A 16,206-nucleotide genomic window follows, 5' to 3' on the forward strand; every position below is an offset into this window, starting at 1 on the left:
GTTGGCAGTCCGCACAGCTCCCAAGGCCCGCCGCAGCTAGACTATGCACCGCAATGTCGCTGGCAGCCCGACTGCCGCAGCGACCGGATTTCTCCTTGGAGTACGGCAATGACCAGCACGCATTTCTATCCGATTGGCACCCCCGGCCAGCCCTGGGGCGACGCGGAACGCGCCCAGTGGCGAGCCAATCAGCAGCGCCAGCGCAGCTATCACGACGATGTGGTGGCTGCACTGGAGCGCCTGGAGGACCGCTTCGAGGTGGTGCAGTACGGTCAGCTCGACTACGCGCCGGATCATTACCCGTTGTTTGCGGTGGTGAACCGTGAGTGGGACGCCTCCTTGCCGACGGCGCTGGTTACCGGTGGCGTGCACGGCTACGAAACCAGTGGCGTGCATGGCGCCCTGCAGTTCCTGGACGGACAGGCGGAAGCCTACGCAGGCCGCATCAACCTGATCGTGGCGCCCTGCATCAGCCCGTGGGGCTATGAGCGCATCCAGCGCTGGAATCCGGATGCAATCGATCCCAACCGCAGTTTCCGCGGCGAAGGCCTGATCGAGGAGGCGGCCGCGCTGATGCGATGGATCGCGGCGCGCGGCGATACGCTGCTGGTCCACATGGACCTGCACGAAACCACCGACAGCGATCTGCATGAATTCGATCCGGCACGCTGCGCACGCGATGGCATCGCACTGGTGCCGGACATCATTCCCGATGGCTTCTATGTGATCGGCAACAGCGAAGACCCGCAGCCGGCGTTCCAGCGGGCGTTGATCGCGGCAGTGGAGAAGGTCACCCACATCGCGCCGGCAGATGCCAAGGGCGAGCTGATCGGCATGCCGCTGCAGTCCCCGGGGGTAGTCTGGGGCGAGTCACGCGCGATTGGTGCGTGTGCCGGCTTCACCGAGGCGTTGTATGCCACCACCACCGAGGTGTACCCGGACAGCCCGCGCACTTCGCCCCAGGAGTGCAATGCGGCGCAGGTCACCTCGGTGTGTGCGGGGCTGGACTTCGCGTTGAAGCATCCGCAGGGCTGATCAGAGAGGCGCCGCACAGCGCAACCGCGCTGTGGTTGCGCGGCGGCCGTGTTCTTTCGCCGTCAGCTTTTCAGCCACCGCTCGCAGCCCGCTGTGCCCTCGGCAGAGGAGGCGGCCTTGGTGCAGGTCGCGGTCATCTGCGCCTGCAGGCGGGTCAAGCTCTCTGCGCCGTGATGCGTGCGGCTCCACGCCTGCAGCGCGCCGCCCAGCCGTTCAAAGCGCTGGCGCGTGCGCTGGTGGTAGCCCGCCGGCTGCGCTGCCAGATCGGCAATCACCTCGCCAGTGGCCTGCTCGATGGCCGGCGCATCGTCCGGTGCCAGGCGGAGCAGGCCTTCGACGTACAGCACGCCCCACTGCACGCGCGTGGCGGGGCCCTGTGCGCCCTGGTAGGCCTTGTGCAGCCACGAGAGGGCAGTGGCCTTGTCGCCGCGTTCCTCGGCAAGGTCGGCCAGTTCAGGCATGTAGTAGTACGGCGTCTGGCTGCGGTCGAGTTCGGCCAGCAGCAGTTTCTCGGCGGCTGCGTCGTCCTTGATCTGGCGCAGCACATACACAGCGGTGCTGATCGTGGCCTGGCGTTCGTGCGGGGTGGTCGCGGCAGCATCGGCAGCGGCGACGCGCTGCTGCGCCTTGGTCTTCAGTGCCGCCGGAATGGCCTGGTCGGGATGCAGCTGGCGCTGCAGCGCCAGCGCGGTGATCACGGTGCCCAGCCGCGCGTCCGCTTTGTCGCCCAAGGCGTGGTCGGCGGCATCCAGCGCGGACAGAAGCTGCGTGCCCAGTTGCTGGGCCTGCGCAGGGGTGGCGCTGGCCTGCTTCACCAGTGCCGGCCCTTGATACCCGAGGAGCTCGCGGTTGGCACGGACTTCCGCGGGGGCGGCAAGCACTGCCTCCAGCACGCTGCGGGTGGCGTCGCGCTGCGCCGGCGTTGCGGTCGCATCCGGCGTGCCTGCACCCAGCGCCAGCAAGGTGAAGCGACGCTGCAGGGCCGGCTCGGGCGCCGCCTTGGCCAACTGCTGCAGCAGTGAGGCCGCATCACGCTCGCCGGCCAGGCGATTGGCATCCACCTCCCAGCCGTAGTCGCCCAGCACGCGCCAGTCCTCCGCGCTGACGTCCTGTGGTGCCGTCAACGCGTGCTGAAGGACCTCGCTGACCGCGGTGCGCCGGCTGACGGCGAGGGTCAGGGCGCGGGTCAGTGCTTCGCTGTCATTGCCGCCGGCCAGGCGGGTGAGCTCATTGCGCTGGGGATCGAGCACGATCAGGGTCGGGTAGCCGCGCACACCGAAGCGTTCGCCCCAGGCCTGGGCGCCTTCCTCATCGCCATCCAGGTAAACGGGCACGTACTGGCGCGTCAGCGCGATGAAGGCCGGGTCCTTGAACAAGGTCGCCTTGAGCTGGTTGCAGGGCGGGCACCACACCGCGCCCCAGTACAGCAGCACCGGCTTGCCGCTGTCGCGTGCCTCGGCAAAGGCGTCGTCCACGTCGCCGTGGCGCCAGGCGATTTCCGCAGGCGCCTGCTCGGTCGCAGCAGGCGTGGCGGTGGCAGCGGGGGAGGGGGCAGGCGTGCAGGCCGGCAGCAGGGCGACCACACCCAGCAGACCAAGGGACAGAGCAAAGCGCATTGAGGAATCCAGATAGGGACGCAGGGCAGGAGGCGTGTTTGATTGTAGGAAGCGCGGGACGCCGCGACTGCATGATCCTGATGCGGATTGCTCATGACGGCAGGCGCTGGCGTGATAAGGCGAATGCGGGGCGCTTGAGCGCTTCGCCCGCGTAGCGTCCTGATGCAGCCCGCGCGGTGACGAATGTCATGTTTCGGTCGCGCGCGATATCGCCATCGGCGAACACGACATAACCCCTGCGCATTTCTCGATCGGGCCATGAGCAGGGTTAATGAAATCGTTTCCCCCACCAGCGATTGCCCCACGATGACGACAGCTCGTTCTTCCCTGCGCCCGCACCTGCTGGCGTTGGCGGTGTTGCTTGCCACCGCATCTCCCTTGGTACATGCACAGTCCACCACCGGCGCGATCGCCGGTCAGGCGCCGCCATCGGCGCAGCGCATTTTCGTCCGCAGCGACACCGGTCTTACCCGGGAAGTAACGGTCGATGCGCGCGGTCGTTACACCGTCGGCCAGCTGCCCCTGGGCCGCTACTCGGTCGAAGCGCGTGATGCCGACGGCAACGTGCTGCAGACCCGGCAGAACGTCGCGCTCACCGTCGGTACCAGCACCGACGTCTCCTTCGCCGAGGTCACCCGGCTGGATGGCGTGCAGGTCAGCGCCGACCGCGCCGCGGCCGCAATCGATGTCAGCAGCGTGGATTCGCGCACCGTGATCACGGCCGAGCAGCTGCAGCGGCTGCCGCTGGGCCGCTCGGCCGAGGCCATTGCCCAGCTCGCGCCCGGCGTGATCGGCAACAGCGGCAACGGCACGTATGCCGGACCGACTGGCGCGCAGTTGGTGAGCTTTGGCGGTTCGTCTGCCGCAGAGAACGCGTACTACATCAACGGCTTCAACAGCACCGACCCACTGCGCGGCCTGGGCGGCCTGACGCTGCCCTATGGCAGCATCGACCAGCAGGAAATCTATACCGGCGGCTACAGCGCCAAGTACGGCCGCTCCGACGGCGGCGTGATCAATGCGGTCGGCAAGCGTGGCACGAACGAATGGCATTTCGGTGGCCAGGCGACCTGGGAACCCGCGTCAGCGCGTTCTGACAAAGATGACGTGCGGTATCCGGATGACGGTGCGCTGTATGCGCCCGAGAGCAAGGACCGCGAGTGGGTCAGCACGCAGAGCATCTACGCCGGCGGCCCGCTGATCGAAGACCGGCTGTTCTTCTTTGGCTCCTATGAGCTGGAGCGACGTGAGGGCACCGACGTCAAGAATGTCGAGGCCACCAATGCGTATTCCAAGTACGAGTACGAGCGCCCCCGCTGGTACGCCAAGGTGGATTGGAACATCACCGACAACCACCTGCTCGAACTGACGGGCGCCTCCAGTCGCAACGTCTTCCGGGGCGACATCTTCGCCTACGACTATGACACGCTCACCCGTGGCGCCCAGCGCGGCAAGGAAGACACCACCAAAACCGGTGGCGACCTGTGGACGGCCAAATACACCGGCTACCTCACCGACCGGCTCACCGTGAGCGCGCAGTACGGCGAAATGCGCACGGATGACTACATCGGCAACCCGGCCTACGACGGCAGCCTGACCTACATCAACAGCCCCACGCTGCAGAATCCGGCACTGACCGGTGGTGCGCCGATCAGCAATGCGCAGACCACCTCGCTGCTGGTCAATCCGGACCGGGGCAACCGCAGCAACAACCTGCGCCTCGATGCCAACTACGTGTGGGGCGACCACAGCATCACCGTCGGCATCGACAACCAGAACGCGCGTGCGCTGAATCGAGGCTCGGTCGCGTCGGCCGATGGCTACTACTGGATCTACGGGCAGTCCAACCCCAACGTGCCGATCAATACCGGCCTGGGCGTGCCGGCCACCGGCGGCATCCGCAATGGCGAAGACGGCTACTACGTGCGCCAGTACATCTACAGTGCGCTGGCCTCGGTGCGTGCGTCGCAGCGGGCGCAGTACATCGAAGACAACTGGCAGGTGACCGATCGCCTGCTGCTCAACCTCGGCCTGCGCCTGGATCAGTTCACCAACTTCAACCGCGATGGCGATGCCTACATCAAGCAGACCAGCGGTCAGTGGGCGCCACGTCTTGGCTTCAGCTGGGACGTCGACGGCGATGGCCGCTTCAAGGTGTTCGGCAACGTAGGGCGCTACTACCTCGCGCTGCCGCTGAACCCGGCGTTCAACGCAGCGGGTGCGACGCTTGCCACCTCGACGTACTACACCTACGGCGGCATCGACAGCAACGGCTACCCGACCGATCTCACCCAGTTCTCCGACGCGGTGTCGGCCAACAACAACTACGGCCTGCTGCCGGATGCGAAGACGGTGGCCACCTCCGGCATCGAGCCGTCCTACCAGGACGAGTTCATCCTCGGCTTCAGCAAGGCACTGGGCCAGAACTGGGTGTACGGGGCCAAGGCGACCTACCGCGTGCTGCGCAGCGGTGTGGACGACTACTGCGATATCGATGCGGTGCTCGGCAAGGCCAGCAGCCTGGGCTACAACGTGACCAAGGACAGCAACCCGGTCAGCTGCTGGCTGATCAACCCCGGGCGCGCCAACACCTTCAATCTGGTCGACACCGGCGGCAATTACGTGACCGTCCCGCTGAGCAACGCGGAAATGGGCTTCCCGCAGTTCAAGCGCAACTACTACGCGGTGAACCTCTCGCTGGAGCATCCGTTTGACGGTCGCTGGTATGCCCGCGGCGACTACACCTGGTCGCGCAGCTACGGCACCACCGAAGGGCAGCTGCTCTCCGGCATCGGCCAGACCGCCGTGTCCACGACCCAAGCGTGGGATTACGCCCAGCTGATGGAGCACACCAACGGACCGCAGAGCAACGATCACACCCATCAGTTCAAGCTGCACGGCTATTACCAGCTGACGCCGGAATGGCTGGTCTCGGCCAATCTCAAGGTGCTCTCCGGCTCGCCGTTCAGTGCGCTGGGCTCGTATGGGCCGGACTTCGAAGACCCTTCCGGCTATGGCATCGCGTATCACTTCTACAACGGGCAGCCGGCGCCTCCGGGCAGCCAGGGGCGCCTGCCGTGGCTGAAGCAGCTGGACCTGGGGCTGTCCTACCGCCCCGCGGTGGCCGAGGGGCGGCTGGGCTTCAATCTGGACGTCTTCAACGTGTTCAACAGTCAGGTGGCGCTGTGGAAGTCGCCGTACTCCGAGCTGGATCCAGGCCAGCCCGATCCGCTGTATGGCGCGGCGACCATCCGGCAGGCGCCGCGATCGCTGCGGGTCAGCGTGAGCTACGACTATTGACGGAGGAGAGTAGGGCGGGGGAGGGAACCCCTGCCTGCTTGCGATGGCGCGGGCACCTTTCACGGAGAACGTGGCGCGCCGTTAACGGTGGTCGATGCAGTCTGGGACCATTGCCAGTGGAGCCTTTCATGCAGAACGAGATCCGAATCAAGGCAGGGTTGGCCGCGGTCGGTTTGACGATGCTGCTCTGCGCCTGTTCGCCACAGGGCCAGGGTGATGCCGCCCCGATCGTGTCGCCCAGCGGCGCGGACCCGGGGGCAGCGAAAGCCGCCGATCCCGGACCGGCGTCGACCACGGCCGGGCACCCGTCCCCCGTGTATCAGGAAGGGGGGTCGGGCATCGCGGTTGGCCCGGTTGCAGGGGTGCGGGTGGTGCACGACTTCCAGCGCGAGTACCTGGCGTCGCCCTCATGGAAGCTGTTTGCTTCTCCGGACAGCATGGGCACACCACTGGTGGCGCTGGTGCTGGAAGGCTCGGATAGGGTCACTGCCGGGGAGTTGCGGATCGGGCGCAGCGAGGATGCCGCGGCGGTCAACGCCTGTCTCGAGCTGCCTGCAGAAGCAACCGGCCCTACGGCGGCGACCACGGTCGATATCGGCGGTGTTCCGTTTACGCACTTCACCGTGGGTGATGCGGCGATGAGCCACTACGTCAACGCGGAGAGCTATCGCGCGGTACGCGATGGCAGTTGCTATGCCATCGACCTCGTCGTGGCCGGGACCCGACCCGAGGTCTATGATCCGCCGAAGGTGCCGCCGTTTACGCAGGCGGACGCGGCGTCACGGTTGGCCGAGGCGTTGAAGGCGGTGTACTGGGTACGTTGACAGCTCACCTGCCGGCTATCGGGATGGAGACGTACCGGCATAGGGCGGAGCATCCCGCGCTCGCGCCCTCGGCCAGTAGCAAGGCGCCCTTCGACCATCGGAGTCTTTCCGATGGAAGCTGGCCCCGGTGCATGCAATGTCGTTGCTGCTGGGCACCTGCGCCAGGACTGGCCATCACGCTTCTGGCTTCCCCAGCGGCAGGCCAGCCCCACGTTCGTGCCACGCCGGAAGCTCCAGCGCATGCTCTTTGAGCATCGCCTGGATGCACGCGCACGCTTGATCTCTCTCCGCGTGTTCGCATTGATCCAGAATTTCTCCAGCGAGCATTTCGAACTGCGGCCAGAACTGCGCTGGATGGCGCACTTGCGCCATCCAGTGGACCAGCATCCCGGCCAGCGCATCGAGCTGACCCTGTATCTCGGGACGGACGTTCATCCCGGGGGTGCGTCCAAGTCAAGGGCGACCTTGTAGTAATGGCCGTCGTCGCGGAGCAGGACGCTGAGGTCCGGCTGCAGGACGTCATCCACATGCAGTGTCGGCTGACCCTGCGCCGTGCGGGTCACCACGAACTCGTACAGGCTGCGCCCGAAGCGGTAGCTCAGTTCGAATGACGGCCAGTGATCGGGCAGGCACGGTTCAAGTGACAGACGATCGCCGTCGCGACGGATGCCGAGCAGCGATTCGACCAGCAGGCGATACATCCAGCCGGCCGAGCCGGTGTACCACGTCCAGCCGCCTCGGCCGACGTGCGGTGACACGGCGTAGACATCGGCTGCCAGCACATAGGGTTCGACGCGGTAAGTCTGGACTGCTTCCGGATCCAGCGCGTGGTTGAGGGGGTTGATCATGCCGGCCAGCTCCCAGGCACGCACCGCATCTCCCTGTTGTGCGAATGCCATGGCCGCCCACACCGCCGCGTGGGTGTACTGGCCACCGTTCTCGCGCACGCCCGGGACGTAACCCCGAATGTAACCGGGGTCCTCCGTGGTCTGGTCGAAGGGCGGGTCCAGAAGCTGGATCAGCTTGGCGTCCTTCCGCACCAGATGCGTGTACAGCGAGTCCAGGGCCTGCGTGGCGCGCTCAGGCGCGGCAACGCCGGACAGCACCGACCAGCTCTGGGAGATCGAATCGATGCGGCACTCCTGGTTTTGTGACGAGCCCAACATGGCGCCGTTGTCGAACCAGGCGCGGCGATACCACGCCCCATCCCACGCGTGGTGTTCCAGGTTCTGACGCAGGCGTTCGGCCTGTTCTTCGCACCATTGTGCACGGGGGGCATCGCCACGGGCGTTGGCCAGCCCGATGAAGCGGCGAAGCGTGTCATGCAGGAAGAACCCGAGCCACACACTTTCGCCGCGCTGCTGGTCGCCGACCCGGTTCATGCCATCGTTCCAATCGCCGCTGCCCATCAACGGAAGCCCACGCTCGCCGAGCAACCGGCACCCGCGCTCCAGCGCAACGACACAGTGCGCATACAGGGTGCCGCGCTGCGCCGAAAGGGTAGGCATGTCGTAGTAGCCTTCCTCCTCCGGGGTCACCGCGCGACCCTCGATGTAGCCAACCACTTCGTCCAGCACGCTGGCGTCGCCGGTAACCTCCAGGTAGCGGGATGCGCCCTGGGGCAACCACAGATAATCGTCTGAGCAGCGGGTGCGCACGCCGCGACCTTGCGGCGGGTGCCACCAGTGCATCACATCGCCTTCGGTGAACTGGTGTGCGGCGCAGAGCAGCAGGTGTTCGCGGGTCAGGTCCGGGCGCGTGTGTACCAGCGCGAGTGCATCCTGCAGCTGGTCGCGGAAGCCGAACGCGCCGCCTGACTGATAGTAGCCACTGCGCGCGAGGTAGCGGCAGCCCAGGGTCTGGTAGACCAGCCAGCCATTGGCGAGTGCGTCGAATGCCGGGTCCGGCGTGCGTACCTGCACCGTGGCCAGCACGTTGCGCCAGTGGATGCGCACGGCGTCCAGTGCATCAATCGCTTCCTGATTGCCCTGGCGGCTTCGTGCCAACGCCAGGGTTTCCTCGCGGTCGCGCCCCGCGCCAAGGCGGAACGTGGTTTCACTGCGGTCGCCCGGCGCCAGCTCCAGCGGCACCTGGATCGCCGCGCAGGGATCCAGGCCCGCACCTGCCCGTGCATCCAGACGTTCGCGACGCAAGGCGGCCGGTGCGTGCAGGCCGCCGTTGCGGCCGATGAACTCCAGGCGGTCGCAGGTCCAGCCGCAGCCCTCGGCATCGGTGTCGAAGAAGGCCATCCGGCCGCCGAACTCGGTGCTGTAACTGTTGCGCGCCATCAGCGCCCCGGTCTGCGGGTCGCGTTCGGTGACCACATGCATGCGCGACTTCGGGCGCAGGTCACCCATGACCCACTCCACGTAGCCGATGGCCGACAGCCGCCGTGGCCGGCCCGACAGGTTGTGCAACCGCAGGACCGAGAACTTCAGCGCGGCCGTGACATCGACGAAGACCCACAACTCGCTGACGATGCCGTCCTCGATGTGCTCGTACACGGTGTAGCCGAATCCATGGCGCGTCCGGTACGCCCCGGTGCCTCTGCACGGCAGCGGCATCGGCGACCAGACACGGCCGGTGTCCTCGTCGCGCACGTAGAAGGCTTCGCCGCCGGTATCAGACACTGGATCGTTGAGCCAGGGCGTCAAGCGGAATTCGTGTGCATTTTCGAACCACGTATAGCCCGGTGCACTCTCGCTGACGACCGTGCCCAGGCGGGCGTTCGCGATCACGTTCGCCCAGGGTGCCGGCGTCGGGGCGCCTTCGCGCACCACCACCACGTATTCGCGGCCGTCCTCGCTGAAGCTGCCGGTGCCGTTGTCGAATCGGCCGGCGCCGCGGTACGGAAGGAACGGCCACGGGTCGTCCACCTCTTCGTCGTGCTCGGCGCCCGGCGGCAGTCCGGGTTCGGGCCCGGGGTCGGCGACGACGGGCAGCCCTGGCGTCTGTTCCATCGCCAGTGCCAGCTCCTGTTGCTCCGCCTGCGGCACCAGGGCCGGAATGCGTCGCACGGGCAGGGGCTGGCGCCCCACCTGAGCAGCCAGCGTGCCGTCCTCGTCGCTGAGCACCACCCTCGCAACTGCCTGCAGCAGAATGCGGTCCTCGTGGCTCATGTTCTGCACCGGCCGCACGAAAATGCCGCCGGGGCGATCGAGCAGGCCCGTCTCGGAACTGGCGGCGACCATTCCCAGAATCTGGTCCTGCAGTTCCTGCCGATAGCCGGCCTTGCTGTCGTTCCAGATGACGAGGTCGGTGTTGAGTCCCTTCTGGCGCCAATACGCATGCGCCTGCACCAGCTGCCTGACCAGTTCTATGTTCTCCGCGTCGGTGACTTTGAGCAGGACGATGGGCAGGTCGCCCGAGATGGCATGGCCCCATAGCCCGGATTGTCCGCGCTGGTTCTGCTGCAGGACCGCGTCGCCGGCGCGCAGCAGCGGATTGGCATACAGCACGTGGCTGGCCAGGCGCTCGTACAGCGACGCCTCGGCCTGGCTGGCGTTGATCTGCCGGCGCACCACCTGGCTGTGTGTCCAGGACAGATCGAAGACACGGTCGGCCAGACGGCGATCACGGTATTTGTCGACCATCGCCTCGCACCCGGAGCGGTCCGCGCCAATGCCATACACCATGTCCAGCTGCACGGTCTGCTCGGGCTCCAGCACCACGCGGACGCGGATGGCCACGATCGGGTCGAGCACCGAGCCGTCCGTACCGGAGAGGTCGGTATCGGTGGTCAACGCCTGCGGCGTGCGCGGCGTGTTGCCACGCCCCAGGAAGCGCGAACGGTCGGTTTCGTAGGAGATCGACACCACCTCCGCATCATGCACCGCGACCAGATGGAACATCCACGGCGGTATCTCGTCGTGCGAACGCGGCCGGCGCGTGCATAGCACGGCCTGCTTGGCGTCCAGGATCTCGCTCTGCACGAAGAGGTTGCTGAAGGCCGGATGCGCGTCGTCCGACGCTGCGGGCGCCAGCACCACTTCGGCATAGGTGGTGATCTCCACCGTGCGCTGGCGACGGCCGCGGTTGGTCAGGCGCAGGCGCCTGAGCTCGATGTCGTCCTCAGCGGAGATGGCGACCTGCAGATGGCTCTCGCAGCCGCGGCGGGCACCGCGGAACTCTGCCTTGGCGTCGGAGAAGATCGCCTCGTAATGGTCCAGCGTCACGCAGGTGGGTTGGTAGGCGGCAGACCAGAACTCGCCGCTGTCCACGTCGCGCAGGTAGCAGAACGTGCCCCAGGCATCGGTGGTGCCGTCTTCGCGCCAGCGGGTGAGTGACAGGTCGCCGTGGCGGCTGTAGCCGCCGCCGGCATGGGTCAGCATGCCGTGGTAGCGCCCATTGGAGAGCAACTGCACCTCAGGGCGCGGGCCAGCCGGGTCGCGCAGGACGCGCAGGGAGGTCTCGTGCTCGGCCATGGCGGAGTGCTCGCCCAGGGATTCGACCTCATGCGGATGGAACACGCCGATGCGCGGAATACGTTCCTGCAGCAGCAGCAAGGTGGCCTGGAACTCGGTATCGGCAACGAAACGGCGCTGCATCGGCTGGTCGCGCAACAGGTAGTCCAGCGACAGCAGACCCATGCCCTGGTGGTGGGCCATGAACGAACGCAGCAGAACGTGATCCTGCCCCGGCGGTAGCCGGGCGGGGGTGTAGTCGATCGCTTCGTACATGCCGAAGCGGCCGGAGAACCCTGATCCTTCAAGTGCCTGGAGGTTCTGGCACGCAGCCTCCGGTGCCACCATCAGCGCCATCATGCTGGCATAGGGCGCAATTACCCGATCCTGGCCGAGGCCGCGCTTGAGCCCCAACCCGGGCACGCCGAACGCGCGGTACTGGTAGTTCAGGCGGGCATCGACCGCGTTATAGCCGGACTCGGACACGCCCCACGGCAGGTTCAAGGTGCGGCCGTACACGATCTGCGCCTCGACCGCATGCCGCGCGGTCTGGTCGAGCAGCGTGTCCGGATAGCTGGGCATCACCAGCTGCGGCATGAGGTACTCGAACATCGAGCCACTCCACGACAACAGCGTCGGTGTGCCGTTGACCTCGGTGAGCATCCGCCCGAGCGCGAACCAGCTTTCCTGCGACAACTGGCCCTGGGCGATGGCGACGAAGGCGCACAGCCGCGCTTCGGAAGCCAGCAGGTCGTAGAAGCTGTTGTCGAGGCGATGGTCGTCGACGTTGTAGCCGATCGAGAGCAGGTTGCGGGTACGGTAGAACAGGAACCCGTACTCCATCAGCGAGAACTGCCCGGCGCGGTGCGCCAGCGCCTGCAGTTGCTCGATGCGCGCGCGCGCGTCCGCACCGGCGGAGCCGGGCAGGGTGGCCAGCTGGCGCAGGCTCGGTACTGGCGCCTCGACGTCCGCGCCGGCATCGGCAGGGAGGTCGGCGAGTGTCGCGTGGGCGGCATGGCATTCGGCAGCGAACAGGGCCGGCCAGTGCAGCTCACCTTCCTCGGGCGCTGGTGGTGCCGGCCACTGCGCCAGTACGGCGTCGGCCAGACCGGCCAGCTCCTGCAACCGGGCGAGCAGCTGTGCCGTCCCACGGGGTTGGTCGGTGCGCGTAGAGGCCAGGCGCTGGCGAAGGTGGTTGAGTGCCTCGCCCAGGGGCGCGTCAGCAGGGCGATGGCGCTGCCGTTCTTCTTCCAGCACGCCGAGCGTATCGGCCAGGCCGTCGAACGTGTGCGGTGCCAGCACCGGCGCATCCACGAGCGCGAGCAGGCCTTGGCGCAGGGTAAGCAGGTGGCCGGCCAGGTTGCCACTGTCCACGGTGGAGACGTAACGCGGCTGCAGCGGCGCCAGGGTTTCGGTGTCGTACCAGTTCAGGAAGTGGCCGCGATGGCGCGGCAGCTGGTCCAGCGTATCGAACGTGAGCGCGGTACGTTCCGCGACCGCGCCCAGCTGGAGCCAGCCGAAATCCCACGCAGAGAGATTGGCCAGCAGCGACAGGCCGATGTTGGTCGGCGAGGTGCGCCGCGCCACCACCAGCGTTGGATGCTCCTGGATGTTATCCGGCGGCAGCCAATGATCCTGCTCGCGCACCCACGCCTGGAAGAACGACCAGGTGCGTCGCGCCAGCCGGCCCAGGAAAGCCCGCTGTGTCACGGACAGTTCGGCCACACTTGCGGCCGGCGGCCGGCCGAGCCACGCCATCAAGGCGGGTGCGAAGACCCACGCCAGCAGCAGGGACAGGGCGACAGGCAGCGCCTGCGGAGCCAGGCTGACCACCACTGCCGCCAGCGCAACTGCCAGCAACGATGCCGGCGCCATCACCCGCCATTCCGCGCCGCGGTCGCTGCCGAGGCGGCGCTCGACTTCGCTGGAGGGGTTCCATTGCAGCAGGTGGCGGCGGGTGACGGTCATGCGCCAGAGCGTGCGCAGCACCGCGCCACCGGCCAGCAACGCTTCGTAGGGCAGACACGCGACCTGGGTGGCCGCGCGCAGCAACGACTGCAGCGTGCCGCGCCCAACCATGATGTAGTGCGCTTCCAGCGGGGTGTCGTCCGGAACGCTCAGCGCATCGCGCAGCATGCCGATCAGCGGCGGTGCGAACCACAGTGCCAGCACCCATGCCGTCCACGCAGCCGGGCGTTCGGCATACAGCCAACCCGCCACCAGCAAGGCCAAGGCAGCGATCGGCACCAGGCTCCGGCGCAGGTTGTCCAGCAACTTGCCGCGCGACAGCAGGCTGAGCCGGTTGCGTTCCCATCCCGATCCCGGGCGCGGTGTCCACGGCATCAACCAGGGCAACAGCTGCCAGTCGCCGCGGATCCAGCGCGCACGGCGCTTGGCATCGGCGGCGTAGCGCTCGGGATAGTCCTCGTAAAGGCGCACATCGCTGACCAGGCCGGCGCGTGCATAGCAGCCTTCCAGCAGGTCGTGGCTGAGGATGCGGTTCTCGGGCAGGCGGCCCTCGAGCGCATGCTCGAACGCTTCGACGTCATAGATGCCCTTGCCGACGAATGAGCCTTCGTCGAACAGGTCCTGGTAGACATCCGAGACCATGCGCGAGTATGGATCGATGCCGGGCTCGCTGCCGAACATCCGCGCAAACCGCGAGGTGCGGCGCGTGCCCAGACTGGTGCCGACGCTGGGCTGCAGAATGCCGTAACCCTCCACCACGCGTTGCAGCGCCGGATCGAAGCGCGGGCGGTTGAGCGGGTGCGCGAGGGTGGCGACGAAGGCGCGTGCGGCATCCCGCGGAAGCTGCGTGTCCGAATCCAGGGTGATGACGTAGCGGACGCCGATCAGGGCCGCCGTGTCACCGACAGTGCGCATGAACGCGGCCGCATCGCCCTGGCGGAGCAGGGCATTGAGGGCTGCCAGCTTGCCGCGCTTGCGCTCGTGCCCCATCCACACCCCTTCGCCCGGGTTCCATTGCCTGGGGCGGTGCAGCAGGTAGAAGCGATCGCCGCGCTCGGCCGCATAGCGACTGTTCAATTCCTCGATACGCTCCACGGCGTGCGCGAGCAGCGTGTCGTCCGTCGGCGTCTCGGCTGCCGCGGCATCGAGAAAGTCCGTCAGCAGCACGAAGCGCAGCTGAGGGTCGCGGTTGGCCAGGAAGCGGACCTCCAGTGCTTCGGTCAGGACATCGATGCCGTCGATGCTGGACAACATCGAGGGGACCGCGACCACGGTGGAGCAGGCGGCAGGGATACCTTCGCTGAAATCGAGCTTGGGCAGCGGCCTGGGCGTGACCAGTACCGTTGCCGTCCAGTTCACCAGGACGATGCCCAGCTCGCTGAACACCAGCAGCCCGAACAGCGCGGCCAGCCAGACGGGCACCGAGCCACTGCCCGAGGCCAGCAGACCAGCGGTCGCCACCACCGCCAGCAGGGCGATCGGCAGCAGGTACAGGGCAAGGGGCACGCGATGCGCCAGTCGCCGTGCCTTGCGGCGGCGCGGTGCCGCCTCGGCCACGGCGTCGACAGTCGCGTTCACGCCTTCGCCGACGAGCCAATAGCCCACGTGCGTACGTGGCCCATCGAGCGGCGCGGCCGCCCGCGCCAGATCCAGCGCGATGGTCGCAACGCGTTCTTCTGCAACGCGGCTACCGCGCGCGATCTTCTCTACGACATGGCGATAGGCATCGCGGGTGCCGAAATCCATCTCCGGATAGACGGCCATCGGGTCTTCCCGCAGCCGCTGCTCGACGACACTCATGTCTTCGACAAAGGTGCGCCAATCCATGGTGGAGAGGAAGCGCAGGCTGCCGATGCTGTTGCCGATGGAGACCTGGTCAGCCGCCTGCTGCTGCCCCTCGGCGGCGACCAGTTCGTCGATGCGCTGCCCAGCCGCGGCGGCCCACTGTTCCAGCCAGGCGATGGGCATGGCCCACGCGCCGCCGCGCCCCTGCAGCGAGCGGGTCAGCTCGGCGATGAAGGCGCCGGTCAAGGGCGGCTCGGAGCGTGCCATGTCCGCCACCACGAGCACGACATCGGTCGGAGTGTCCGACGCCGCGCGATTGAGGCTGTCCGCCCATTGGGCAGCCAGGCCACGGTCCGTCCCGTCGCGCATCACCCGCGCCGCCATCCGCCGCAGATTCTCCAGCAGCGCCAGGCGCAGCATGATCGGAACCGCCCACAGTTCGCCCAGGCTCAGCGGCGCGAGCGATTGGTACGAGGCGATGAAGCGGCCCAGCGTATCGGCATCAATGCGGCCATCGCCGTGCGCGATCGCTTGCATCGACAGCTCATACACGCGCGGCAACCCGGCCGAGGGGCCGGCGACCAGCGAAGGCAACTGCCGGCTGTAGCCGCGCGGCAAGTGGCGTCGCGCGGTCTGGATCTGTTCTTCGATCAGGTAGTAGTTGTCGAGCAGCCATTCCCCGGCCGGGGTCACCGGCCGCTGTTCGCGCACTACGTTGCTGAGCAGGGTGTTGGCATCTTCCAGGACACGCTCGTTGGCCTGCAGGCGATCGAGCAGGCGCTCTGCGCCTGGTCGCATCCGCACCCGATGCTGGCGCGCCAGGGCGCGGCCGTACACCTCCATCTGTTCAACGCTGTACAGCGCGGCGCGCAGGGGGACCTCGGTGGCTTCGATGGCCGGGACCGAGGCCTGGCGCTCACGCCAGCGCCAACGGACAAGACGACGCAGGCGGAGCCAACGACCAAAAAGACGGCGAAAGTGGGGCATAGGTTACCGAGGGGGGCAGGTCGCGTCCTTGCATAGTTGCATTCGGGGTGGCGTGGTAGTTGTGAAGGCCGGCTTGATTGCCGGACCGCCATAGCCGCGCGACAGGCGTTTGGCGCTCTCCACTTAGCGGCGCGTTGTGACTGGTTCTGGTCAGGGAGCCAGCGGGGGCGGCCATGGTGCTAGCCGCCCGGACGGTGGACCAGCAGGAGGAGGGCCGCCACGCTGTGTTTCAGGTCGCGCGCCTGACGGAATCCAGTTTCGTTACGAGGCTGCCTTAGGCAATTATCT

The 16,206-nt window shown here is 67.2% G+C and carries 6 protein-coding genes; 3 read left to right on the forward strand and 3 right to left on the reverse strand.

Annotation, left to right across the window (positions count from 1 at the left end; all coding sequences use genetic code 11):
• The first annotated feature begins 108 nt into the window (after nt 1–108).
• Complete coding sequence (locus tag EDF74_RS06290; protein WP_123729261.1) at nt 109–1,035, forward strand: M14 family metallopeptidase; 927 nt, start codon at nt 109–111, stop codon at nt 1,033–1,035.
• A gap of 62 nt (nt 1,036–1,097) precedes the next feature.
• Here the strand turns inward: EDF74_RS06290 and EDF74_RS06295 are convergent, their stop codons facing one another.
• Complete coding sequence (locus EDF74_RS06295; RefSeq protein WP_123729262.1) at nt 1,098–2,651, reverse strand: thioredoxin family protein; 1,554 nt, start codon at nt 2,649–2,651, stop codon at nt 1,098–1,100.
• Between the two features lie 306 nt (nt 2,652–2,957).
• Between EDF74_RS06295 and EDF74_RS06300 the strand changes: the two genes are divergently transcribed.
• On the forward strand, nt 2,958–5,951 hold the full coding sequence (locus EDF74_RS06300; RefSeq protein WP_123729263.1) for a TonB-dependent receptor: 2,994 nt from the start codon (nt 2,958–2,960) through the stop codon (nt 5,949–5,951).
• Between the two features lie 128 nt (nt 5,952–6,079).
• On the forward strand, nt 6,080–6,775 hold the full coding sequence (locus EDF74_RS06305) for a hypothetical protein (RefSeq protein WP_123729264.1): 696 nt from the start codon (nt 6,080–6,082) through the stop codon (nt 6,773–6,775).
• Between the two features lie 174 nt (nt 6,776–6,949).
• Here EDF74_RS06305 and EDF74_RS06310 read toward each other — a convergent pair whose 3' ends face one another.
• Both EDF74_RS06310 and EDF74_RS06315 read right to left on the reverse strand, forming a co-directional pair.
• Nucleotides 6,950–7,210, reverse strand: a complete 261-nt coding sequence (locus tag EDF74_RS06310; RefSeq protein WP_123729265.1) for a hypothetical protein — start codon at nt 7,208–7,210, stop codon at nt 6,950–6,952.
• Complete coding sequence (locus tag EDF74_RS06315) at nt 7,207–15,918, reverse strand: glycoside hydrolase family 94 protein (RefSeq protein WP_123729266.1); 8,712 nt, start codon at nt 15,916–15,918, stop codon at nt 7,207–7,209. The genes EDF74_RS06310 and EDF74_RS06315 overlap by 4 nt, the downstream gene beginning before the upstream one ends.
• Between the last annotated feature and the right edge of the window lie 288 nt (nt 15,919–16,206).

It is taken from the genome of Stenotrophomonas rhizophila, assembly GCF_003751305.1.
Classification (GTDB): domain Bacteria; phylum Pseudomonadota; class Gammaproteobacteria; order Xanthomonadales; family Xanthomonadaceae; genus Stenotrophomonas; species Stenotrophomonas rhizophila_B.

Bases quoted from the DNA above. Each gene is read 5' to 3' on its own strand.
- EDF74_RS06290 (WP_123729261.1), top strand. From the start codon at position 109: ATGACCAGCACGCATTTCTATCCGATTGGCACCCCCGGCCAGCCCTGG.
- EDF74_RS06295 (WP_123729262.1), bottom strand. From the start codon at position 2,651: ATGCGCTTTGCTCTGTCCCTTGGTCTGCTGGGTGTGGTCGCCCTGCTG.
- EDF74_RS06300 (WP_123729263.1), top strand. From the start codon at position 2,958: ATGACGACAGCTCGTTCTTCCCTGCGCCCGCACCTGCTGGCGTTGGCG.
- EDF74_RS06305 (WP_123729264.1), top strand. From the start codon at position 6,080: ATGCAGAACGAGATCCGAATCAAGGCAGGGTTGGCCGCGGTCGGTTTG.
- EDF74_RS06310 (WP_123729265.1), bottom strand. From the start codon at position 7,210: ATGAACGTCCGTCCCGAGATACAGGGTCAGCTCGATGCGCTGGCCGGG.
- EDF74_RS06315 (WP_123729266.1), bottom strand. From the start codon at position 15,918: ATGCCCCACTTTCGCCGTCTTTTTGGTCGTTGGCTCCGCCTGCGTCGT.